Genomic DNA, 21,439 nt, shown 5'->3' on the forward strand with positions numbered 1-21,439 from the left:
TCATGTGCCGCGATCCGCACTTCGGGGTCCGCCGGCTCCTCGTAGGGGTCGTCGACCCCGGTGAGCCCGGAGATCTCGCCCGCCGCCTGCTTCGCGTACAGGCCCTTCACGTCCCGTACCGAACAGATCTCCACGGGCGTCGCCACGTGCACCTCCAGATACGCGGTGCCGTGCTCCTGGTGATGCTTGCGCACCGCTTCCCGGGCGTCGGCGTAGGGGGCGATGACCGGGACGAGGACGTTCACCCCGTGGCGGGCGAGCAGCTCGGCGACGAAGCCGATCCGCCGCACGTTGGTGTCGCGGTCCTCCCGGGAGAAACCCAGGCCGGCGGAGAGGAACTCCCGGACCTCGTCACCGTCCAGCACCTCCACCTCCCGCCCCTCGCCCCGCAGCCGCCCGGCCAGCGCCCGCGCGATCGTCGTCTTCCCCGCGCTCGGCAGCCCGGTCAGCCAGATGGTGGCCCCGCTCATCGCTCGCTCCCTGCTCCCCTGTGCGGTCATCCGTGCAGCCCGCACTCCGTCTTGGCGCTTCCGGCCCAGCGGCCGGCACGGCTGTCCTCGCCCTCCGCGACCCTGTGTGTGCAGGGGGCGCAGCCGACGGAGGCGTAGCCGTCCATCAGCAACGGGTTGGTGAGGACCCCGTGTTCGACGACGTACGCGTCCACGTCGTCCTGGGTCCAGCGGGCGATCGGCGAGACCTTGACCTTGCCCCGCCGGGCGTCCCAGCCGACGACCGGGGTGCCGGCCCGGGTCGGCGACTCGTCGCGGCGCAGGCCGGTCGCCCACGCGTCGTACGCGGCCAGGCCGGCCGTGAGCGGCTCGACCTTCCGCAGCGCGCAGCAGAGGTCCGGGTCCCGGTCGTGTAGGCGCGGCCCGTGCTCGGCGTCCTGCTCGGCGACGCTGCGGCGCGGGGTGAGGGTGAGGACGTTGACGTCCATCACCGCCGCGACCGCGTCCCTGGTGCCGATGGTCTCAGGGAAGTGGTAGCCGGTGTCCAGGAACAGCACGTCCACGCCGGGCAGGGCGCGGGACGCGAGGTGGGCGACGACGGCGTCCTCCATGGAGGAGGTGACGCAGAACCGCGGCCCGAAGGTCCGCGCGGCCCAGTCGAGGATCTCGAGCGCCGGGGCGTCCTCCAGCTCACGGCCCGCGCGCTCGGCGAGTATCTCAAGGTCGTTCATGGGGGGCTCCCTTGGTCAGCCCTCGGGACAGCAGTCCGAGGAACGAGAGCCGGAACGCGCGGTTGCACCCGCCGCATTCCCAGGCGCCGTGGCCCTGTTCGGAGGGGCGCAGGTCCTCGTCGCCGCAGTACGGGCAGAAGAAGGGGGCGGCTCGCTCGCTCATGAGAGATCGGCCTCCGTGGCGCGGGCGGCCCAGGTCGCGAACCGCTCGCCGTCCTCCCGCTGCGCGTCGAAGCGGGTCAGGACGCGCTCGACGTAGTCGGGGAGCCCGTCGGCGGTGACCTTGAGGCCGCGGACCTTGCGGCCGAAGCCGGCCTGGAGGCCCAGCGCGCCGCCGAGGTGCACCTGGTAGCCCTCGACCTGCCGGCCCTCGGAGTCCAGCACCAGCTGGCCCTTGAGGCCGATGTCGGCGGTCTGGATCCGGGCGCAGGCGTTGGGGCAGCCGTTGATGTTGATGGTGACGGGCTCCTCGAAGTCCGGCATCCGGCGTTCCAGTTCGTCGATCAGCGAGGCGCCCCGTGCCTTGGTCTCGACGATGGCCAGCTTGCAGAACTCGATGCCGGTGCAGGCCATCGTGCCGCGCCGGAACGGCGACGGCCGGACCTGGAAGCCGAGGGACTCCAGCCCCGCGACGAGCGACTCGACCTGGTCGGCCGCCACATCGAGGATGATCATCTTCTGCTCGACGGTGGTGCGGAGCCGGTCACTGCCGTGCGCGGCGGCCAGTTCCGCGATCTTGGTGAGGGTGGCGCCGTCGACGCGGCCCACGCGCGGGGCGAAGCCCACGTAGAACCGGCCGTCGCGCTGCTCGTGCACGCCGACGTGGTCGCGCCAGCGCGAGCTGGGCTCCTCGGGCGCGGGGCCGTCGAGGAGCTTGCGCCCCAGGTACTCGTCCTCCAGGATCCGGCGGAACTTCTCCGGCCCCCAGTCCGCCATCAGGAACTTCAGCCGGGCACGGGTGCGCAGCCGCCGGTAGCCGTAGTCGCGGAAGATCCCGACGACGCCCGCCCAGACGTCCGCGACCTCGTCCAGGGGCACCCAGGCGCCCAGGCGTTCGGCGAGGCGCGGGTTGGTGGACAGGCCGCCGCCGACCCAGACGTCGAAGCCGGGGCCGTGCTCCGGGTGGCGCACGCCCACGAACGCGATGTCGTTGATCTCGTGGACCACGTCCTGGACGGGCGAGCCGGAGATCGCGGTCTTGAACTTCCGCGGCAGGTTCGAGAATTCCTTGCTGCCGATGTAGCGGTCGTGGATCTCGTCCACGGCAGGTGTGCCGTCGATGATCTCGTCCGCGGCTATCCCGGCGACGGGCGAGCCGATGATCACACGCGGGCAGTCGCCGCACGCCTCGGTGGTCGACAGCCCGACCGCCTCGAGCTTCTCCCAGATCGCGGGCACGTCCTCGATCCGCACCCAGTGCAGCTGGATGTTCTGCCGGTCGGTGATGTCGGCGGTGCCCCGCGCGTAGCTCTGCGACACCTCGCCGATGGCCCGCAGCTGGGCGACGCTCAGCTGGCCGCCGTCGACGCGCACCCGCAGCATGAAGTACTTGTCGTCCAGCTCCTCCGGCGCCAGGATCGCGGTCTTGCCGCCGTCGATCCCGGGCTTGCGCTGGGTGTAGAGGCCCCACCAGCGCATCCGGCCGCGCAGGTCGTTGGGGTCGATGGAGTCGAAGCCGGACTTGGAGTAGATCGTCTCAATACGTGTCCGCACATTGAGACCGTCGTCGTCCTTCTTGAACTGCTCGTTCCCGTTGAGTGGGGTGAAGTGGCCGACGGCCCACTGGCCTTCGCCGCGGTGGCGGCCCGACTTGCGGCGGGAGGCGGCGGTGCCGGCGGGGGCGCTCCCGGCCGGAGACGGGGGGAGTTCCGAGGTGGCAGCCATGGCGGTATGTCCTTCGGGGTGGCTCTCAGGGCGCGGGAAAACGCGGGCGCAGTCCTGGTGACACCCGCATTGACCTGCGGGTATGCGTCAGGGGCCCGCGGCGGCGACGCTGCGGCGGTGCGGTGGGCACGGCGGGGGAAGGGGCGCGTCCGCGGCGATGGGGACGGCGTGCGGCGGTGGTGCTGAGGCTGTCAGCGCGCCGGACAGATGGCGCTGGACATGCGGCCGAGATCGACGTGACGTCGGCTCACCAAGACAACTCCTGCGCGGGACATGACGGAAGCGTGGCACGGCGGTCTCGGGGCAGTCCACCGTTGTCCGCGATGCGGACTTTTGTGTCTTGGAGTGTGGGACGGAGTGTTGCGACGGTCCGCTGCGCGGGCTTGTTCCCCACCCCGCCCCTTCCCGAAACCGGGGGCTTCGCCCCCAGACCCCCTTTCCGCGCTTCGCGCGGTGTCCTCAAGCGCCGGACGGGCTGAAATCAGCTCGTCCGGCGCTTGAGGACCCGGGGCCCGGGGCGGAGCCCCGTTCGGGAAGGGGCGGGTAGGGGAAAGGCCCCGCGCGGCGGACCCGTCAGAACAGTCCCGCCCCCGGCCATGGTCCCGGAGTCGGAACGTCCGGCTCCTGCTCGACCTTCGTAGCGAAGACCCGGAACCCCCGCCGCTCATAGTTCCCCAGCGCGTGCGGCCCGTCCTTGCTGCACGTATGCACCCACACCCGCTTCGTCGGCCGCCGCTCGGGCCACCGCTCCGCCAGGTCCCAGGCCCGCGCCGTACCGACCGACAGCAGGGGGCCGCCGATGCCCCGGCCGCGGAAGGCCGGGAGGAGGCCGAAGTAGCTGATCTCCACCGCGCCCTCGTCCTGGGCGTCCAGCTCGATGTACCCGGCCGGCGTCCCGTGCTCGTACGCCACCCACGTCTCGCTGCCCGGCCGTTCCAGGAACTCCCGCCAGCGGGCGTACGGCCAGTCCAGACGGTCGGTCCAGGTCAGGTCCCCGCCGACGGCGGTGTACAGAAACCGGCTGAACTCCGGCGACGGGAGCTCGGAACGGATGATACGGACACCTTCGGGCAGACGGGGCGTCCCGTCCGGAGCCGTCTCCCCGAACGGCGCGAGATCCGCCGGCGACGTCTGCTCCAGGGACCACGTGGTCACACTGGTCGTGCTGATGCTCATGCCGCCCAGCCAACCACGTGCCCCGCGCTACCCCGCGTGCGGTCCCCGGCGGCCGGCCAGCACCCCCGGAGCCGTCGACGCCGGCAGCGGGTCCGTACCCCCGGGCGGCGTCAGGAGCAGGACCTCGACGCTGTCCGCGAAGCGGTACGGGCGGTGGCCGAGCACCCCCGCGAGCGTGCGCCGCATCCGGGAGATCTCGGCCCGCACCGTCACCGCGCGCGACGGATCGCCGAAGAGGTCCGCCGCCAGCTCCGCCGCCGTCCGCCCCGCCGGGTGCCGGGCCAGGACGTACAACAGCTCGGCGTGGCGCGGGCTCAGCTCCTGCGACCAGTCGCCCGCCGGCCCCGAGACCGTCACCGTCCAGCTGCGCGGCAGCCGCAGGTCGAGCACCACGCGGTTGGCGGCGGTCTCCGCCCCGCCGCCCGGACCGGCCTCCTCCACCCGCACCAGCCAGCCGTCCGGCAGGGGTTCGAGCACGCAGTGCCCGAGGGACGGCAGCCACACCCGCCCCGCCTGTACCCCCTTGGGCAGGGTCACCCGGCCCACCGGGCCCATGCCCGTGACCGCCGCCGCCCAGCCCTCACGGTCGACCGCCAGCGCCCGGCCGCCCACCCGGGACAGCATCGGCGCCGCGACCGCCCGCAGCCGGTCCACGGACTCCCAGTGCCGCAGCCGCAGCTCCGCCTCGGCGACCTTCGCGACGGCCGTCACCAGCGGCAGCGTCGCCGGATTGAAGGCGGGCACCGGACCGCTGACGTTCAGCACGCCCAGCAGCCGCCCGTCGCGCGGGTCGTGCAGCGGCGCCGCCGCGCACGTCCAGCTGTGGTGGGTCCGGACGAAGTGCTCCGCGGCGTGCACCTGCACCGGGCGGCGCAGGGCCAGCGCCGTCCCGATGCCGTTCGTCCCCACCTGCTCCTCCGTCCAGGAGGCGCCCACCGAGAAGTGCAACCGGTCCGCGCTGCGCAGCACCCCGCGCGCCCCGTCCCGCCACAGCACCCGGCCCTCGGCGTCCGTCACGGCCATCAGATGCCGCTCCACGTCCACGATCGCGCCGAGCCCCTCGCGGAGCTGCGGCAGCAGGCTCCCCAGCTGGGAGGCGTGGCGCCGGTGCTCGACCTCCTCGGCGGGCAGCGGCGGCGGGGACGCGCGGCCCGCGTCGGGGTCCACTCCGTGCAGCCGCGCCCGGTGCCACGACTGCCCGATCACCTCACGCGGGGCGGCCGGAGGCACGCCGTCCCCGAGGCACGCCTCCCGCACGGCCGGCAGCAGGCTCTCGTCGATCGTTCCGAGGTTCACCCTGCCCATGGTGCCGTCGCGCGGGCCCGACCGTGAGGGCATCCACGGGATTGCAACGCCATGCAACCGTTGCGCCGGGACGCGGCACGGAAGCATCCTGACGGGGAGCGGCCGGAGGGTGGTGCCGAGTCGGCGCAGCATCACCCTCCACCGGGCCCCACCGGACTTCCCCCGGCTCCTTCCGGCCGCGGCGGCGGCCGCCCCTCCCGTACACCCCGCCACCGTGCGAACGAACCTGGCCAGGGCCGATACGGTTAGAGCGTGCAGGCAGCAAACGAACCACCGGGGCGGCGCACGGGCCGTCTCCACAGGGCAAGGGTCCTGTACCGAAATGTCTCGAAGCGCAGGATGACCTGGCTGCTCCTCAAGGACACCGTCAACTCCTGCATCGAGTACCGCGTCACGGGACTCGCCGCCGAAGCGGCCTTCTTCACCCTGCTGTCGCTGCCGCCCCTGCTCCTCGGCCTCCTCGGCCTCCTCGGCTACTGGGACGCCTGGACCGGCACGAACACCATCGGCTCGATTCAGGCGAACATCCTCAAGGCCTCGGCCACGGTGCTCAGCGACAAGGGCGTCAACGAGATCGCCAAGCCGCTCCTGCGGGACGTCACCAAGGGCCGCCCGGACGTCATCTCGGTCGGCTTCGCCATCGCCCTGTGGTCCGGCTCGCGGGCCGTGAACGTCTTCGTGGACACCATCACGATCATGTACGGGCTGGAGGGCAAGCGGGGCATCGTCCGGACCCGGCTCCTCGCCTTCCTCCTCTACATCGTCGCCCTCCTCGTCGGGGCGGTGGCGCTCCCGCTGATGGTGGCCGGTCCGGAGGCGGTGGTCGACATCGTGCCCTGGAGCGCGGACGTCGTCCGCTTCCTCTACTGGCCCGTCGTCATCCTGCTGTCCATCGCGTTCCTGACCACGCTCTACCACGTGTCCGTACCCGTCCGGTCGCCCTGGCAGGAGGACATCCCCGGGGCGCTCGTCGCCCTGACGATGTGGGTGGTCGGCAGCCTCCTGCTGCGCATCTACCTCACGCACACCGTGGAGGGCCTCACCATCTACGGCTCGCTGGCCGCGCCCGTCGCGGTGCTGCTGTGGATCGGCGTCTCGGCCTTCGCCGTGCTCGTGGGCGCCGCCGTGAACGCGGCCCTCGACCGCGTCTGGCCCTCCGTCGCCACCGCCGCCGCCCGCGCCGAGGTGGACAGGGTGCGCGCCGCCGCCGCGGCCCAGGAGGCGGCCGAGCGGGCCGCCCGCGCCATGGAGGCGGGGCTCGACGACGACCTCGACTACGGCCTGGGGGACGACGGTGTGATGGGCCGGGACTGCGAGCCGCCCTCGGAGTTCCCCGAGCGCTGGGCGCAGTTCCTGCCCCCCGCGGACGTCCGCGCCCGCCTCCACAAGCCGGACCACCGTCCCAAGCACGCGAAGCCGCGCGACTGACGCGCGCGGCCGGGCACTTCCCGGGCGCCGGACGGGCTGGAGCACCAGCCCGTCCGGCGCCTTTTGCGTACCAGGGGCTGGGAGCCGGGGCCGCGGGTGGGGGCGGTGCGGGGGCGGCGCCGCAGCGCGTGCCGCTCCCGGTGCCGCCGCGCGCTCCCTTGCCCCGGCCCGTACCGGGCCCGGCGGGTGTCCGGCGCCGCGAGAGCCGTCCGCCGAAAACCGTTTGACCGGGCCGCACGGCCCCGGGCTAGATTGAGGGAGATCCACGCGGCGGCCGGTCCCGGCCCCCGCGTCCAGCCGTTCCGACGAACCAGGAGGTGTGACCGATGGCTGTTCCCACGATGCGCGCTGTCCGCGTCCAGAAGCCCATTCGTTCCACTTCCGTGGTCTCCGGCTGACTCTCCCGAGCGCTGTCGATCTCCTCGACCCCCGCCGCTCCCCGTCGACATCCGCCGCGCGTGCGCGCGGTGCCGGAGCCACCCTTGTGAAGGGTCTCCCTTGTCTTTCCCGTCCACCTCTTTCCTGTCTCACCCCACCGCCTCCACCCCGCCGCACCCCCTCGCCGCCTACGGCTGGGACGCCGACTGGGCCGCCGCGTTCGCCCCGCACGCCGCGCGGGGCCTCACGCCCGGCCGGGTCGTCCGCGTCGACCGGGGCCGCTGTGACCTCGTCGTCCCGGACGGCGACACCGTACGGACCGTCCACGCCGACACCGGGCTCGTCACCACGGGCGACCCGCAGCGCATCATGTGCACCGGCGACTGGGCGGCCACCGACCTCGCCCAGGGCTTCGTCCGGACGCTGCTCCCGCGCCGCACGGCCTTCGTGCGGTCCACCTCCTCCAAGCGGTCCGAGGCCCAGATCCTCGCGGCCAACGTGACACACGCCGTCATCGCCGTCTCGCTCGCCGTCGAGCTGGACCTCGGCCGGGTCGAGCGCTTCCTCACCCTCGCCTGGGAGAGCGGCGCCACGCCCCTGGTGGTCCTCACCAAGGCCGACCTGGTGGACGACCCCGTGGTGCTCGGGCACCTCCTCGACGACACCGCCGTGGTGGCGCCGGGCGCCCAGGTCCTCGCCGTCAGCTCGGCGACCGGCGAAGGGGTCGACGTCCTCGCCGCCGCGCTCGCCGGCGGCACCGCCGTGATCCTGGGCCAGTCCGGCGCCGGGAAGTCCACCCTCGCCAACGCCGTCGTCGGCGTGGACGTCCAGGACGTCCACGCCACCCGGGACAGCGACGGCAAGGGCCGCCACACCACCACCACGCGCAATCTGCTGACGATGCCCGGCGGGGGCGTGCTGATCGACACGCCGGGCCTGCGCGGAGTGGGCCTCTGGGACGCCGACGGCGGCGTCGCCCGCACCTTCGCGGAGATCGACGAGCTGGCGCGGGGGTGCCGCTTCCACGACTGCGCCCACACCGGCGAGCCCGGCTGCGCGGTCCTCGCCGCGCTCGACTCCGGCGACCTGCCGGAGCGCCGCCTCGACAGCTACCGCAAGCTGATCCGCGAGAACGAGTGGATCGCCGCGCGCACCGACGCCCGCCTGCGCGCCGAGATCCGCCGCGACTGGAAGCGGAAGCAGGCCGTCGGCCGCCACATGGCGGAGCGCAAGAGGGGAGGCGCCCGCTAGCCGACGCGCGCCCCGGCAGGGCGCACCGCGCCGCTCGGTACGGCCTTCACCTCAGGTGAGGGCCATGTCCGATTTCCGCTAGTCGCCGGTCCGTGCGTACCGCAGACTGGGACACATGACGGACACCACGGCACAGCCCCGGGAGGATTCCCGCTACGAGGCGGTCAGCAGCCGGGACGCGCGATTCGACGGAGAATTCTTCTTCGCGGTGGCGACCACCGGCATCTACTGCCGGCCCAGCTGCCCGGCGGTCACCCCGAAGCGAGCCAACGTCCGCTTCTACCCCTCGGCCGCCGCCGCCCAGGGCGCGGGCTTCCGCGCCTGCCGCCGGTGCCGCCCCGACACCGCCCCCGGATCCGCCGACTGGAATGTCCGCGCCGACCTCGTAGGCCGCGCCATGCGGCTCATCGGCGACGGCGTCGTCGACCGCGAGGGCGTCGCCGGGCTCGCCGCCCGGCTCGGCTACAGCGCCCGCCAGGTCCACCGCCAGCTCACCCAGGAGCTCGGCGCCGGGCCCGTCGCCCTCGCCCGGGCCCAGCGCGCCCACACCGCCCGGGTCCTCCTCCAGACCACCGCGCTGCCCGTCACCGAGCTCGCCTTCGCGTCCGGCTTCGCCAGCGTCCGGCAGTTCAACGACACCATCCGGACCGTCTACGCCCGCACCCCCAGCGCCCTCCGCGCCGAGGCGGCGGCGAGTCGGAGCGGGCCCCGGCCCACCGCCGGCGCGCCCACCGGCGTCCCCCTGCGGCTCGCCCACCGCGGACCCTACGCCGCCCGGGAGATCTTCGACTTCCTGGAGCGCCGGGCCGTCCCCGGCGTCGAGGAGATGACGGGCGCGCCCGGCGCCCGCCGCTACCGGCGCACCCTCCGCCTCCCCTACGGCACCGGGATCACCGAGGTGCGCGAACCCGCCCCGGGCGGCCGCGACCGCTGGCTCGACTGCCGGCTGCACCTGACCGACCTGCGCGACCTCGCGACGGCCGTCCAGCGGACCCGCCGCCTCTTCGACCTCGACGCCGACCCCTACGCCGTCGCCGACCGGCTCGGCACCGACCCCCGCCTCGGCCCCCTCGTCGCCGCCCGGCCGGGCCTGCGCTCCCCGGGCGCGGCGGACGGCGACGAGCTCGCCGTCCGGGCCGTGCTGGGCCAGCAGGTGACCGTCGCGGCCGCCGTCCGGCTCACGGGCGCGCTCGTCGCCGCGTACGGCAAGCCCCTCACCACGCCCGACGGCACCCTCACCCATCTCTTCCCCGACCCCGGCACCCTGGCCGGCGCCGCGCTCGACGAGCTCGGCATGCCCGAGTCCCGCCGCCGGGCCCTGCGCGCGCTCGCCACGGCCCTCGCCGACGGGACCGTCCGGCTCGACCCCGGCGTCGACCGCGAGGACACCGAGCGCGGGCTCCTCGCCCTGCCCGGCACCGGCCCCTGGACGGCCGGCTACATCCGCATGCGGGCCCTCGGCGACCCCGACGTCTTCCTGCCGGGCGACGCCGGCGCACGGCACGGACTCGCCGCCCTCGGCGTGCCCCCGGGTGCCGCCGAGGACTGGCGCCCCTGGCGCTCGTACGCCCTGCACCACCTCTGGAACCACGCCGCGAAGGACAACTGACCATGCTCTACACCGAGATCGAAAGCCCGCTCGGCCCGCTCCTCCTCACCGGCCGGCCCTCCGGCACCGCGCCCGGCGGCACCGCCGTCTGCTCGCTGACGGTGCCCGGCCAGAAGAACGCCCCCGCCATCGGCGCCGACTGGCGGCGCGACCCCGGTGCCTTCGCCGAGGTCGAACGGCAGCTCCGGGCGTACTTCGCGGGGGAGTCCGAGGGCTTCGCCCTGGAATTCGCCGTCCAGGGGACGGAGTTCCGCCGCAAGGTGTGGGAGGCGCTCGACGGCGTGCCCTACGGCGCCACCACGAGCTACGGCGAGCTGGCCGCCCGCGTCGGCGCCTCGCGCGCCGCGGTGCGGGCCGTGGGCGGCGCGGTGGGCGCGAACCCGCTGCTCGTGCTGCGCCCCTGCCACCGGGTGATCGGGGCGGACGGGTCGCTGACGGGGTATGCGGGTGGGCTGGAGCGGAAGCGGCTTCTGCTGGGGCTGGAGGGTGCGGGGCCGGGGGCGGCCTGAGTGTGCGGGGTGGCGCTCCGGGTGCCGCTGCGCGGGGCCTTTTCCGCTACCCGCCCCTTCCCGAATGTCCTCAAGCGCCGGACGGGCTGAAAACCGGCCCGTCGGGGGGCCCGGCGGCGAAGCCCCCGCCCGCGGCGGAGCCGCACATCGGACGCAGCGGGAAGGGGCGGGTAGGGGCGGGTAGGGGACAAAGCTCCGGCCCTCACCCCCCGCTCACCCCCACCACCGTCCCCACCCACGCCCCCACCACCAACAGACACGCGAACAACGACACCAGCACGCTCGTCCCCAACGCCCGCATCACGTTCCGCATGGACGCCCACGCCTCCCCGTGCCCGCCCAGCCGCCGCCGTTCCACCCCGTAGAGCCCCGCCATGAAGCCCAGGGCGGCGCCCAGCAGCGGCACCACGAAGAACCCGGCGATCCCGGCCGATCCGGCCACCAGGAAGGCGCGGCGGGTGACGCCCGCGACCTTGATCCGGCGGGGTGGCAGCAGCCAGACCACGGCCTGCGCCAGCAGCAGCACTCCCGTGGCCCCGGCCAGCACGGCCCAGGCCGTGGCCGAACGCTCGGTCATCGACCACCACAGCGTCCCGGCCCAGACGATGGGCGGCCCCGGCACGCCCGGGATCACGACGCCGTACAGGCCGAGCAGCATCACCAGGCCGACAAGGACCAGCTGCCACGTCCCCATGGACCCAGGTTGCCGGAAGCGCGGCGGCTCCGCTTCCGGACGGTCCCGGCCGTCCGGCCGGAAGTCTCCCACCCGCGGTGGGCGGCTCAGGGGCCGGCGGTCCAGCCCCGCTCGGCCGCGTGCCAGCCCAGCTGGAGGCGGGTGGTCACGCCTGCCAGCTCCATCAGGCGTTTGACGCGCCGCTGCACCGTCCGCAGCCCCAGTCCGAGCTGCTTGGCGACGCTCGTGTCCGTCAGGCCGGCCAGCAGCAGCGAGAGGACCTCCAGGTCGAGGGCGTCCGGGCCCTCGGGCGCCGTGGCGCGGGCCCGCAGGGGGAGGGCGTCGTGCCAGACGTCCTCGAACAGGTCCACCAGGGACGCCAGCAGCACCCCGGGGTGCACGAGCAGGGCGGTCGGCTCGGCCGGTTCGCCGCCGCGCGGGGTCAGCGGTACGAGCGCGATCGCGCGGTCGGCGACGACGAGCTCGGCGGGCACCCGGTCCACGACCCGCACCCGGGCGGACGTACCGGCTCCGGGCGACCTTACGGGCGCCTCCGCAGCCCCCGTGCGCCTCGGCTGTCGCGGCAGCCCGGGGAGCCCGGGCAGCCCCAGAAGTCCGGTAACGGCCGCGCGTTCGACAACAGCCCTATGGGGTACGTCTTCGAGCGTGTCCGCCGCCGCGGACCCGGGTCTGTCGGCCAGCAGCACACACACCTCTTCGGTGGCTCCGCGCCGCATTCTGATCAGGTGTTCGGCAACAGCGGACGCGCCGTTCACCAGTTCCACCGCACTCTGCGCGGAAGGCCTTTCGGGCCTCCGCTCACGCGGTACTGTCTCCCGGACGGCGTCCAGACCTATGGCACTGAGCACGCGACATCCCTCCCCACAAGCGCGTTCCGACTCGGGTCATCATCCCCGGGGGACGTCCGCCGCGCACTCTTCCCGTATCGGCCACAGTGTGGACAATAAGGGCATGAGTCATCAGGGGGACCCGCGCACCGGTCAAGAGGACGCCTGGTGGGGCGAGTTGTACGACAAAAATGCACCCGACACCGGATCCGCCGGCAAGGAAGACAGCCTCGACGAACGCTTCACCTCCGCGTCCGCGGTGGTCGCGGCGGAACCGAGGTTCGTGAAGTCCAAGGCGAAGGCGGCGCCCAGGCCGGACCGCCCGGCACCGCCGCAGGCGGGCGGCCTGCCGTCCCTGCCGAAGAACTACGGCAGGCCGCCCGGCCGGGGACGGCCGGGCCCCGCCGACCCCGGTCTGCCGCCACCGCCCGATCCGGGGCGGCCCCGGCTGCCCTCGCCCACGGCCTCGGAGCGGATCGTGGGCGACGCGCCCCCTGATCCGAGGGCACCGCAGGTCCCGCCGCCGCGGGTGCCCGGTCCACCGGGCGCCCCCGGCCGGCCCGCCCGGCCCGACCTGACGGTGCCCATCCGGCAGCAGGTCCGGAAGCAGAACGGGCGGGACGCCGGCCGGTCGAGCGGCGCGCAGGCGGAGAAGCCGCTGAAGCCGGTCCGCCATCCGAAGCCGCCGAAGGCGTCGAAGCCCCCGGGCTCCCGCCGGACGACCGTGCCGGAACAGCCCACCGAACGCGCGCCGTCCCCGCCCCCCTCGTCCCAGCCCCCGCCCCCCTCGCAGCAGCCGTCGCCCCCGTCCCGGGAGCGGCCCCCGCGCTCCCGCCCCGTGACCGGTTCCTGGCCCCTGCGGACCGGCCCCGTACCACCCATCCGGCCGCCGGCGCCGAGGCCGCCGCGCCGGACGAACCGTCCGGCGGAGCCCGCCTCACCCACATGGCCGGACCAGCCCGCCGGACTCACGGAACCGCCCCGGCCGCCGTCCCCCGGCCCCGGGCGCCCCGCACCGGAGACCTCCTCGTCCCTCTGGCCGAACGGGCGGGCGGGCGCCGCGCCGCCCGGCGGCACGGGACCCGAGCCGCCGTCCTCCCTCCGGCCGGACCCGGCGGCGGACCGGCCGCCCGGCCCCGCCGGAGACTCCACCGGGCCCGAGCTCTCCCCACCGCGCACCTGGCCGGACCGGCGGCCGGAGCCCGGCCCGCCGCCGCAGCGCTCCGGGCCGGCCCCGTCGTCGTGGTGGGAGAACCCGCCGCTCGCCGCCCCCGAGCCCGCCCCGCGCTCCTCCCTCTGGCCGGACGAGCCGCTCGACGGCGCGCCACCGGAGCCACCCGGGCCGCCCGTGCCGGGTACGGGCGCGGACCCGTCGTCGCCCTTCCGGCCGGACGCGCCGGCCGCCGGCACCCCGCCGCCGCACGGCAGCCGGAAGGCGCCCAGGCCACCCGACGCGGACCTGATGCCGGAACCCCGTTCGTCCCTCTGGTCGGATCAGCCCGTCGACACGATGCGGCAACCGGGCGGCGCGAGGCCGGAGGAGGTCGCGCCGGGTCCGGTGCCGGAGGAGGACCTTTCGGTTCCTGGGGCCCGTGCGCCCGGCCGGCCGGACCGGCCTGCTGACACGACCGGGCTGCCGGACGCCGTGCGCCCGGGGCAGGGGGCGGCGACCGGGGCCTCCCTGTGGCCGGACCAGCCGACCGGCACCCCGGTGCCGGAGGAGGGTCTGCCGGTCTCCGGGTCCGGCGCGTCCGGATGGCCGGATCAGCCGGACGGGACGCCGGAGGCGTCGTATCCCGCGCGACCGCCCCGGCAGGGCGGAGCGTCCGGAGCCTCCCCATGGCCCGGTCAGGCGGTCGATGCCATGGCGCCGGAGGACGGGCTGCCGGCTCCCGGCTCCGATGCGTCCGGCTGGTCGGATCGGTCGGCCGAGCGGGCAGGGGCGTCGAATCCCGCGGGCCCTGGGCAAGGCGGGGCGTCCGGAGCCGCCTTGTGGCCGGATCAGCCGGTCGGCACCCCGGTGCCGGAGGACGGGCTGTCGGCTTCGGGGGCGCCCCTCTGGTCGGATCAGCCCGTCGAGTCGACGGAGCCGTCGAGTCCCGCGCGGTCCGGGCAGGGTGTGGCGTCCGAGCCTGCCCCGTGGCCCGACCAGCCCGCGGGCACGGCGCTGCCACCGGGCGGTGCGTCGGCGGAGGAGAGCGCCCCGGGCCCGGTGCCCGCGCCGCGGTCGCCCCGCCGGTCCTCCCGGCCGGACGAGCCCGTCCCGCCGGGACAGGGCCGGCGTCAGGGGTCCGGGCGGGCGAACGGCGGCCCCGGGCCGGAGCCCACGTCCGTCTTCTGGCCCGAACGGCCCGAACGGCCCGCCGCCCCTGCCTCCGCCGCGCCCGACCGTCGTCCGAGGGGTACGGGTACGGAACCGACGTCGGTCTTCTGGCCGGAGCAGCCGGGCGGCCCCGTACAGCCCGTACAGCCCGAGCCGGTGCGGCCCGAGCCCGTGCCGGGGTCCTCCCGGCCGCCCCTCTGGCCGGAGCGGCGGCCCGGACGGCCCGACGGGGAGGTGTCCCGGGACGGCGGGCCCCGGCCGCCGGACGACGTGCCTCCCGCCTCGTCGACCGCCCTCGTGGAGCCGCCCCGGCCGTCCCCGCGGCCCGTGCGGCTGCCGGAGCCCCCGGCGGCCACCTGGCCGGGGAGGCCGGAGCAGCCGGGCGCGTGGCCCGGTGGCAGGGCGCCCCGGCGCCCGGAGGAGGCGCCCGAGGTCCTGCCCTCCGCACCGTCACCGTCCGCCGGCTGGCTCACCCCCGCCGTGCCCGCCGACGGCCCCGTGGATCCCGCCCGGCAGCCCTCCCGGGCCGCCGAGTTCGTCGGCGAGGGACCGCCGACCTACGACGCGGAGCCGACCGCCTGGGCCGTCGCCGACCCGGACCGGCTGGGCGACCTCGTGCCGGACACGGTCCTGGACGGGGCGCGGTACGGCTCGGTGACGCTACGGGCGCTGTCGCTGCGCGGCGACTCCGCCCGCTACCGCGGCGAGCCGCGGCGCGACGCCCTGCTGACGGCCCGCTTCGGGGAGGGTGACGGCGCCCTGCTGTTCGTCGCGATGGCGGGCGGCACCCGCGCCGGCGCGACCCACCGGGCGGCGCGGGACATCTGCGCCTGGCTCGGCGGGGCCGTGGGCCGCAGCCACGCCCGGCTGGCGGACGACATCCGCGGCGGCAGGCGCGGCGAGCTGAAGTCCGGCCTGCACCGGCTCACCGACCGTTCCTACGGCCGGCTGCGCGCCCGCGCCGCCGAGCTGGACCTGCGGCCCGAGGAGTACACCGCCGGCGTGCGCTGCCTGCTCCTGACCGCCGATCCGGCGTGCCGTACGCGCGTCTTCTTCGGCGTCGGCGCGGGCGGCCTGTTCCGGCTGCGCGAAGGCGCATGGCAGGACCTCGACCCGGATCCGGAGCCGAGCGCGGGCCTCGCCGACGATCCCCTCATCGGCTACGGGCCGGCGCCCGAGGACCGGATGACGGTGGACCTCGGCATCCCGACACCCGGCCTGGCGCCGGTCGTCGAGCCCCCGGCCGTCCCGGGCGAGCCGTTCCGCTTCCGGGCGTCCGCCGCCCGGCCCGGTGACACCCTGCTGCTGTGCAGCGCGGGCCTGGCGGAGCCGCTGCGGGGCGAACCCGAGCTGGGGGCCCGGCTGGCGAAGCGGTGGACGGACGGCGGGCCGCCGGGCCTGGCGGCCTTCCTCGGGGACGTCCAGCTACGGGTCAAGGGGTACGCCGACGACCGTACGGCGTGCGCTCTCTGGGAGGCATAGCGGGCTCCTCCGAAGCGATGCCTCGGCTCGTGCCTCGAAGCATCCTCCCAGGGCGCCCCGGGGAGGACCGGCGGTCTCCCGGAGCACGTCCGGGAGCGACTTCCGCGAGGACCCGCCCCTGAGGGTCTCCCGGGGCAGGCCCTCGGGAACGCCGTCGGCGTGGCCCGCCGGACTCCCCGGCGGGCCACCGGCGATCCGTCGTGAATCCCCGCGGAATGGGCCGCGCGAAACCTCACCCGCCCGACGCCATTGGCATATTCGCCCCCTGCACAAGACGCGCCAGCATTCCAGTCATATCACCATGTTGATGGGTCAACAGGCGTCGCCGACCGTGGGCCGGGGCATGCATTGGTGAGTGTGCGTGAGCGTGTTCGACGCCGGGGCGCCGGGGAGGGGTCGGGGGCAGGGAAGGATGAAACGGCGGACTGCGAACTGGGCGGGCACGGACGGCCACGCGGGCCGGGAAGTGACCGCGGACGGCATGACACCGGGAGAGGACGGCGCGGGGCGTTCCGGCCCGCGCTTCGAAAGACGGCTGGGACGCAGGGACCTCACGGCGGTCGGTGAGGTACGCGCCCAGCTGCGCGAGCTGCTGGCGCACTGGGGCGAGCCGGGGCGCGCGTACACCGCCGAGCTCCTCACGAGCGAGCTGGTCACCAACGCCCTGGTGCACACGGACGGGGGCGCGGTGGTCAAGGCCACGCTCATGGGCGGGCCGGGCGCCCCCGCCAAGGGTCTGCTGCGGGTGGAGGTGCGGGATTTCTTCCCGAGGCGCCCGGAGCCGCGCGGGCCCCTCATGGACACCGGGGCGCGGGGCCTCGACGGCGTCGGTCACGCGGGCTGCGGCGGAGGGGACTCCTGCTGCGCCGGGGCGGGGCCGGGGGGAGGCGCGGGCGGCGGTGAGGGCGCGGAGGGCGCGATAGAGAAGGCCGCGACGTCGGGGCGCGGGCTGCTGCTCGTCCACTCGCTGGCGGACGGCTGGGGGGTGCGACCCCACGGGGTGGGGAAGGCGGTCTGGTTCGAGCTGGGCGCCCAGGAGCCCTGAACCGCCGCGCGGCGACGACTCAGGGCCCGGGGGCCACTAGCCGAACTGTCGCTCGATCTGGGCGAGTTTGGCCTCCAGCGAGTCGAGTCGCGGGATGGCCTGGGTGTCGTCCTCGGCGGTCAGGTCGATCGGCTCGGGGCCGGTCTGGGTCCCGGACACCGCCTGGAGCGGACGCGCGCGGACGGGCAACTGCCCCTGGTCAGAGGCTATGGAAGGGTCCGCGCCGAGTTGCGCGGGCTGTGCGGCGGCGGGCACCGCCGGTCCGCTCACCTCGACCTGCCGGCCCCCTCGCGAGACCCGGCCCCATACACGGTGCTGCCGGTTGTAGGCCTTGAGCCGGGCGCGTTCGAGCTTGCCCGCCTCGCGCCGCCGTACCCGGTCGCGCTCCATCTGCCGCTTGTCCTCGCGGACCTCCTCGACGGCCTCGTCCAGTGTCCGCACACCCTCCAGGAGCATCAGCGACCAGGCGCCGAAGGTCTCGCGGGGCGCCCGCAGCCAGCGGACTATGCGGATCTGGGGCAGTGGGCGGGGCACCAGTCCCTGCTCGCGGAGCGCCGCCCGGCGGGTCTGCTTGAGCGCGCGGTCGAAGAGCACCGCGGCCGACAAGGACATGCCCGCGAAGAACTGCGGCGCGCCCGCGTGGTCCATGCCCCGTGGCGCGTGTACCCAGTTGAACCAGGCCGCGGCGCCCGCGAAGGTCCACACCAGCAGCCGGGAGCCGAGCGCCGCGTCACCGTGGCTCGCCTCGCGCACGGCGAGCACCGAGCAGAACATCGCCGCCCCGTCGAGGCCGAAGGGCACCAGGTACTCCCAGCCGCCCGTCAGGCCCAGGTTCTGCCGCCCGAAGCCGACCAGTCCGTGGAAGGAGAGGGCGGCGGCCACCGCGGCGCAGCAGAAGAGCAGGACGTACGAGGCGATGCCGTAGAACGCCTCCTTACGGCGCCTGCGTTCCTCCGTGCGCTCCCACGAGTCCGAGGACGCCCCCGCGTCGTCCGCGTTACCGTGCCGGCCGCGCGCGAGCACCGTCACCGCCACCACGGCCCCGGCGAGCGCCACGACAGAGGGGAGCATCCAATTCAGCGGTATATCGGTCACTCTCATCTTGCGTCCCTTGCATAGCTGTACGGCCTTTCGCGCGCCATCCTGACGGAATCGGACCGTTCAACAAGGGGTTTCGCCGTAACTGCCTGCCAATGGAGGGCAAGGGAATACAGATAGGTGTGGGGGAATTCGAACGTCCCTCAACCGGAAGGGAATTACGTTCCCTTCGCTCCACCCGATCGGGTGGTGTGGAGTCGTTCAGCTTGCGGACATCCGCCTTATGCGCTCCGCGTCGCTGGTGCGTGGGCAGGTGAGGCAGGCGTCCTCGGGGCGCAAGGTGTAGAACAGACAGCACCCCGCCCGATCGCGCGTCGGAAGGGACTCGCCCCGGGTTCCGGCCAGTGTCCGGAAGGAGGCCCCGCCGACGTACGGCGGTGTCGACCCCGGCAGCAGCAGCTCCAGCTCGCGCCTCGCCCGTGACGCCTCGCCCAGCAGCCCCGCCACATGCCACAGCCCCTCGGCGATCTCGTCCGTCGCCATGCCCCACAGCGCCCGCGGGCCGCGCCGCATCCGGGGCCGGAAGGCCTCCAGCAGCGGTGTCAGATGCTCGGCCAGCACCTCCCGCGCCCACGCGCGCAGCGCCTCCTGGTCCGCCACCACCACCGCGCCGGGCAGTTCCGCCGCGGGATCGTCCGGCAGGCACGCGAACTGCGCGGGCCACGCCGTCATCCGGCCCCGCGCGCGGTGGAGCGACACGGACGCCACGGGCAGCCGCGGCACCCGGCCGAGCAGGAACCAGGGGACGGTCACGAGCAGGCAGACCGGCCAGGCGTAGCGGTGCAGCCCGAGACTCGCGACGGCCTCCGGGCGGCCCCGCGCCCCGTAGTCCCGCAGGAGCTGCTCGTCGTCCCGCGCGAGGAAGGCGTCCAGGTCGTCGCCGCCCGCGGCCAGCCCGGCGGCCGTCAACCAGCCGTCGCCCCGGCGCGGCGGTTCCATCGTGGCGGTGACGTGGGGGAGCGCCTCGGCGAGCCGGGCATAGGCGCCGGAGAAGGAGGAGACGAGCGCGGAGCCGTGCGTGGCTCCGGGGTCAGGGACCGCTGCTGAGGCGGATGGGATCGGCGGTGCTGCGGATGAGGAAATACCGGCGGGCGGAGTGGCAGAGGCGGGAAGCATGCGAGGACCACCGAATCGGGATCATTTGCAGGTAAGCCTTACCTTACCGGAATTGATCGGGGTTTGAACTGTCAGAACGGCCGCCTATGGTTCAGATGGACACAGGAGGACCCCAATGGAGCAGGGCAGAGCCCGTACCGAGGCATCGCGCACCGCCACCGGCGTGCCCGCGCGGGCCACGCCCGGCGTGCACGGTGGCCACCACGGGCGTGACGAGCCGGCCCGCGGCGAGCACGTGCACGGCGAGCGCCCGTACCCGGTCCCCGCTCCCGCGCGCCGGATGCCCACGCGCTATTCCGTGCGCGGGCAGGTGCTCGACGCGCTCCGCAAGGCCCTGCTGAGCGGCGAGCTCGTGCCCGGCGAGGTCTACTCCGGCCCCGCCCTCGGCGAGCGGTTCGGCGTCTCCGCGACGCCCGTGCGCGAGGCCATGCAGCAGCTCGTGCTGGAGGGCGCCGTCGAGGTCGTGCCCAACCGGGGTTTCCGCGTCACCCGCCGCAGCGCCCGCGACCTGGCCGAGCTGGCCGAGGTGCGCGCCCTGCTGGAGGTCCCCGTCGTGCTGCGCCTCGCGCGCACGGTGCCGGAGGCGCGCTGGGCGGAGCTCGTGCCCGTCGCGGAGGCCGCGTCCGCCGCCGCGGCGACGGGGGACCGCGCGCTCTACGCCGAGGCCGACCGCGCCTTCCACCGCGCGCTCCTCGGCCTCGCCGGCAACCACCAGCTGACCGTGGTCGCCGAGGAACTGCACCGCCGCGCGCAGTGGCCCGCGGCCCACGGGCCCGCCTTCGGTTGCGCGGATCTGGTGGCGGACGCGGCGGAGCATCTGGAGCTGCTGGACGCGTTGGTGGCGGGGGATCTGGGGGCGGTGGAGGCGTTGGTGACGGGGCACTTCACGGGGGCGGTCTGAACGGGGGCTTTTCCCCTACCCGCCCCTTCCCGAAACCGGGGCTTCGCCCCCGGGCCCCGGCCGCGCCGACGCGCGGTGGCCTCAAACGCCGGCCGGGCTGGATTCTGCCCCTGCCCGACGTCGGCTTTCCCCTGTGCCGGGGTGACCTCCCCTGCCAGGGGCCCTCTCGCTCGGTTCCTGGCGGCCATTCAGCCCGTCCGGCGCTTGAGGACCGGGGTCCGGGGCGGAGCCCCGCCACGCGGCGGAGCCGCACATCGGATGCAGCGGGAAGGGGCGGGTAGGGGAAAGCCCGCCCGGACGTCAGCCGCCCCCTTCCGGCCGCCCCGTCGGCGCCGGCGCCGGCAGCCGGTTCGCCAGCCACGCCGGTACCCCGCCCAGCAGCCGGACCAGCCGCCCCGCCTCCGTCCGCAACCGCTCCGCCTCGCCCGCGTCCGGCAGGACCGAGGCCAGCGATGCCAGGGCCGGTGCGATCCCGATCAGATAGCCCAGCTCTTCCCGTATGCGAAGGGACTCCGCGAAGCCGTACCGCGCCTCGTTGAGCCTTCCGTCGTGCTCGGCGATCGCCGCCACGTGCCGCCAGGTGAAGGAGAGCAGTAACCGCTGGCCGTGCGCGGTCGCCCCCGCGTGGGCCCGCTCGAAGGCGGCCGTCGCGTCGGACGGATTGTCGGACAGGTGATGGGCGATCAGCCCCCGCCGGAAGTTGAGCACGGGCCGGTTCGGTGAGCCCGGGGCGAGCAGCGCCGCCGCCCGGCCCAGCGCGGAACGTGCCTCGTCGGCCCGGTCGCGTACGCCCAAAAGGGTGGCCGCGTACGCGAGATGACCCCGCTCGCAGGCCGCCGCGCCGCGCTCCTCGTCGTCCGTGGCGAGGGCCTCCGCCGTCCGCAGCGCGTCCTCGGCGGCCCGCCAGCCCTCCCCGGTGAACATGCACTGTTCGATCAGCACGGCCGTACGCCGCAGCGCCGGACCGGGCTCCCGCGCGGCGCGTGGCGCGAGGAGTGCCGCCGCGTCGTCCCAGCAGGCGCGCGAGCGCAGCCGCCATACGGCCCGTTCCAGTGGATCGTCGCCGTGCGGGTCCCCTCCGCGCGGCCCCTCCGGTTCCTGTGGCTCCTCGGACAACCCAGAATTCCGCATGGCGGTATCCGCCACAGTGCCCTCCCCAAGCGCGCCGTCGAGCTGGAAGCCGTGCCCGCATCTCAGCACGAAGACACGGGCGCGGCCAAGGGCCAGGTGTGA

The 21,439-nt window shown here is 75.1% G+C and carries 17 protein-coding genes and 1 pseudogene; 7 read left to right on the forward strand and 11 right to left on the reverse strand.

Translation table 11 applies throughout. The features are described 5' to 3' along the window. From cysC to LUZ64_RS04865, 6 genes are all read right to left on the reverse strand, one after another. Positions 1–470: adenylyl-sulfate kinase (gene cysC, locus LUZ64_RS04840; protein ID WP_095581842.1), on the reverse strand; the 470-nt coding region annotated here is incomplete at its 3' end. 26 nt (positions 471–496) lie between these two features. Beyond that, complete coding sequence (locus LUZ64_RS04845) at positions 497–1,180, reverse strand: phosphoadenylyl-sulfate reductase (RefSeq protein WP_095581843.1); 684 nt, start codon at positions 1,178–1,180, stop codon at positions 497–499. Continuing rightward, positions 1,167–1,343, reverse strand: a complete 177-nt coding sequence (locus LUZ64_RS04850; protein ID WP_095581844.1) for an eL43 family ribosomal protein — start codon at positions 1,341–1,343, stop codon at positions 1,167–1,169. Before LUZ64_RS04850 ends, LUZ64_RS04845 begins: the two co-directional genes overlap by 14 nt. Beyond that, positions 1,340–3,064 carry a nitrite/sulfite reductase gene (locus LUZ64_RS04855; RefSeq protein WP_095581845.1) on the reverse strand — a complete coding sequence of 575 codons (1,725 nt, stop codon included), beginning with the start codon at positions 3,062–3,064 and terminating at the stop codon, positions 1,340–1,342. Before LUZ64_RS04855 ends, LUZ64_RS04850 begins: the two co-directional genes overlap by 4 nt. Positions 3,065–3,637: 573 nt before the next feature. Then, complete coding sequence (locus LUZ64_RS04860) at positions 3,638–4,240, reverse strand: GNAT family N-acetyltransferase (protein WP_248288107.1); 603 nt, start codon at positions 4,238–4,240, stop codon at positions 3,638–3,640. 27 nt (positions 4,241–4,267) lie between these two features. Next, complete coding sequence (locus LUZ64_RS04865) at positions 4,268–5,545, reverse strand: helix-turn-helix domain-containing protein (protein WP_095581846.1); 1,278 nt, start codon at positions 5,543–5,545, stop codon at positions 4,268–4,270. Between the two features lie 252 nt (positions 5,546–5,797). On the opposite strand from LUZ64_RS04865, the gene LUZ64_RS04870 reads away from it, so the two are divergent. The 4 genes from LUZ64_RS04870 (at position 5,798) to LUZ64_RS04885 (ending at position 10,720) form a co-directional block, all read left to right on the forward strand. After that, positions 5,798–6,973, forward strand: a complete 1,176-nt coding sequence (locus LUZ64_RS04870; RefSeq protein ID WP_095581847.1) for a YihY/virulence factor BrkB family protein — start codon at positions 5,798–5,800, stop codon at positions 6,971–6,973. Positions 6,974–7,471: 498 nt separating this feature from the next. Then, positions 7,472–8,602 (forward strand): ribosome small subunit-dependent GTPase A, encoded by a 1,131-nt coding sequence (rsgA, locus tag LUZ64_RS04875; RefSeq protein WP_095584275.1) that lies wholly within the window; start codon positions 7,472–7,474, stop codon positions 8,600–8,602. Between the two features lie 115 nt (positions 8,603–8,717). After that, complete coding sequence (locus LUZ64_RS04880; RefSeq protein WP_095584274.1) at positions 8,718–10,211, forward strand: DNA-3-methyladenine glycosylase 2 family protein; 1,494 nt, start codon at positions 8,718–8,720, stop codon at positions 10,209–10,211. Positions 10,212–10,213: 2 nt separating this feature from the next. Continuing rightward, a complete protein-coding gene (locus tag LUZ64_RS04885; RefSeq protein ID WP_095584273.1) occupies positions 10,214–10,720 on the forward strand; it encodes a methylated-DNA--[protein]-cysteine S-methyltransferase in 507 nt (168 codons plus the stop codon). A gap of 202 nt (positions 10,721–10,922) precedes the next feature. On the opposite strand, the gene LUZ64_RS04890 is transcribed toward LUZ64_RS04885, so the two are convergent. Further along, positions 10,923–11,414, reverse strand: a complete 492-nt coding sequence (locus tag LUZ64_RS04890; protein WP_232389801.1) for a DUF456 domain-containing protein — start codon at positions 11,412–11,414, stop codon at positions 10,923–10,925. An 86-nt stretch (positions 11,415–11,500) separates the two neighbouring features. After that, positions 11,501–12,196 (reverse strand): annotated as a pseudogene (locus LUZ64_RS04895) (hypothetical protein); the annotation flags it as partial. A gap of 169 nt (positions 12,197–12,365) precedes the next feature. On the opposite strand from LUZ64_RS04895, the gene LUZ64_RS37460 reads away from it, so the two are divergent. Together LUZ64_RS37460 and LUZ64_RS04905 are read left to right on the forward strand one after the other, a co-directional pair. Further along, positions 12,366–16,046, forward strand: a complete 3,681-nt coding sequence (locus LUZ64_RS37460) for a protein phosphatase 2C domain-containing protein (RefSeq protein WP_308251405.1) — start codon at positions 12,366–12,368, stop codon at positions 16,044–16,046. 481 nt (positions 16,047–16,527) lie between these two features. Further along, entirely contained in the window at positions 16,528–17,091 is a 564-nt protein-coding gene (locus tag LUZ64_RS04905) for an ATP-binding protein (protein WP_372478726.1), read from the forward strand. A 36-nt stretch (positions 17,092–17,127) separates the two neighbouring features. On the opposite strand, the gene LUZ64_RS04910 is transcribed toward LUZ64_RS04905, so the two are convergent. Continuing rightward, positions 17,128–18,192: a DUF2637 domain-containing protein gene (locus tag LUZ64_RS04910; protein WP_095581271.1), complete on the reverse strand. Its 1,065-nt coding sequence runs from the start codon at positions 18,190–18,192 to the stop codon at positions 17,128–17,130. Positions 18,193–18,390: 198 nt separating this feature from the next. Continuing rightward, positions 18,391–19,305 carry a (2Fe-2S)-binding protein gene (locus LUZ64_RS04915; RefSeq protein WP_095581272.1) on the reverse strand — a complete coding sequence of 305 codons (915 nt, stop codon included), beginning with the start codon at positions 19,303–19,305 and terminating at the stop codon, positions 18,391–18,393. A 115-nt stretch (positions 19,306–19,420) separates the two neighbouring features. On the opposite strand from LUZ64_RS04915, the gene LUZ64_RS04920 reads away from it, so the two are divergent. Further along, entirely contained in the window at positions 19,421–20,206 is a 786-nt protein-coding gene (locus LUZ64_RS04920; RefSeq protein WP_232389799.1) for a GntR family transcriptional regulator, read from the forward strand. A gap of 300 nt (positions 20,207–20,506) precedes the next feature. On the opposite strand, the gene LUZ64_RS04925 is transcribed toward LUZ64_RS04920, so the two are convergent. Then, the gene (locus LUZ64_RS04925; RefSeq protein WP_248288109.1) at positions 20,507–21,337 is read right to left on the reverse strand and encodes a hypothetical protein; all 831 of its coding nucleotides are present in this window, start codon (positions 21,335–21,337) and stop codon (positions 20,507–20,509) included. Positions 21,338–21,439 lie beyond the last annotated feature (102 nt).

Source organism: Streptomyces albireticuli, from assembly GCF_021228125.1.
GTDB lineage: Bacteria > Actinomycetota > Actinomycetes > Streptomycetales > Streptomycetaceae > Streptomyces > Streptomyces albireticuli.

Coding starts and splice junctions, on each gene's coding strand:
- LUZ64_RS37460 (WP_308251405.1), top strand. CDS start 12,366: ATGAGTCATCAGGGGGACCCGCGCACCGGTCAAGAGGACGCCTGGTGG.
- LUZ64_RS04855 (WP_095581845.1), bottom strand. CDS start 3,064: ATGGCTGCCACCTCGGAACTCCCCCCGTCTCCGGCCGGGAGCGCCCCC.
- LUZ64_RS04880 (WP_095584274.1), top strand. CDS start 8,718: ATGACGGACACCACGGCACAGCCCCGGGAGGATTCCCGCTACGAGGCG.
- LUZ64_RS04890 (WP_232389801.1), bottom strand. CDS start 11,414: ATGGGGACGTGGCAGCTGGTCCTTGTCGGCCTGGTGATGCTGCTCGGC.
- LUZ64_RS04885 (WP_095584273.1), top strand. CDS start 10,214: ATGCTCTACACCGAGATCGAAAGCCCGCTCGGCCCGCTCCTCCTCACC.
- LUZ64_RS04915 (WP_095581272.1), bottom strand. CDS start 19,305: ATGCTTCCCGCCTCTGCCACTCCGCCCGCCGGTATTTCCTCATCCGCA.
- LUZ64_RS04850 (WP_095581844.1), bottom strand. CDS start 1,343: ATGAGCGAGCGAGCCGCCCCCTTCTTCTGCCCGTACTGCGGCGACGAG.
- LUZ64_RS04845 (WP_095581843.1), bottom strand. CDS start 1,180: ATGAACGACCTTGAGATACTCGCCGAGCGCGCGGGCCGTGAGCTGGAG.
- LUZ64_RS04865 (WP_095581846.1), bottom strand. CDS start 5,545: ATGGGCAGGGTGAACCTCGGAACGATCGACGAGAGCCTGCTGCCGGCC.
- LUZ64_RS04860 (WP_248288107.1), bottom strand. CDS start 4,240: ATGAGCATCAGCACGACCAGTGTGACCACGTGGTCCCTGGAGCAGACG.
- LUZ64_RS04910 (WP_095581271.1), bottom strand. CDS start 18,192: ATGAGAGTGACCGATATACCGCTGAATTGGATGCTCCCCTCTGTCGTG.
- LUZ64_RS04925 (WP_248288109.1), bottom strand. CDS start 21,337: ATGCGGAATTCTGGGTTGTCCGAGGAGCCACAGGAACCGGAGGGGCCG.
- LUZ64_RS04905 (WP_372478726.1), top strand. CDS start 16,528: ATGACACCGGGAGAGGACGGCGCGGGGCGTTCCGGCCCGCGCTTCGAA.
- LUZ64_RS04920 (WP_232389799.1), top strand. CDS start 19,421: ATGGAGCAGGGCAGAGCCCGTACCGAGGCATCGCGCACCGCCACCGGC.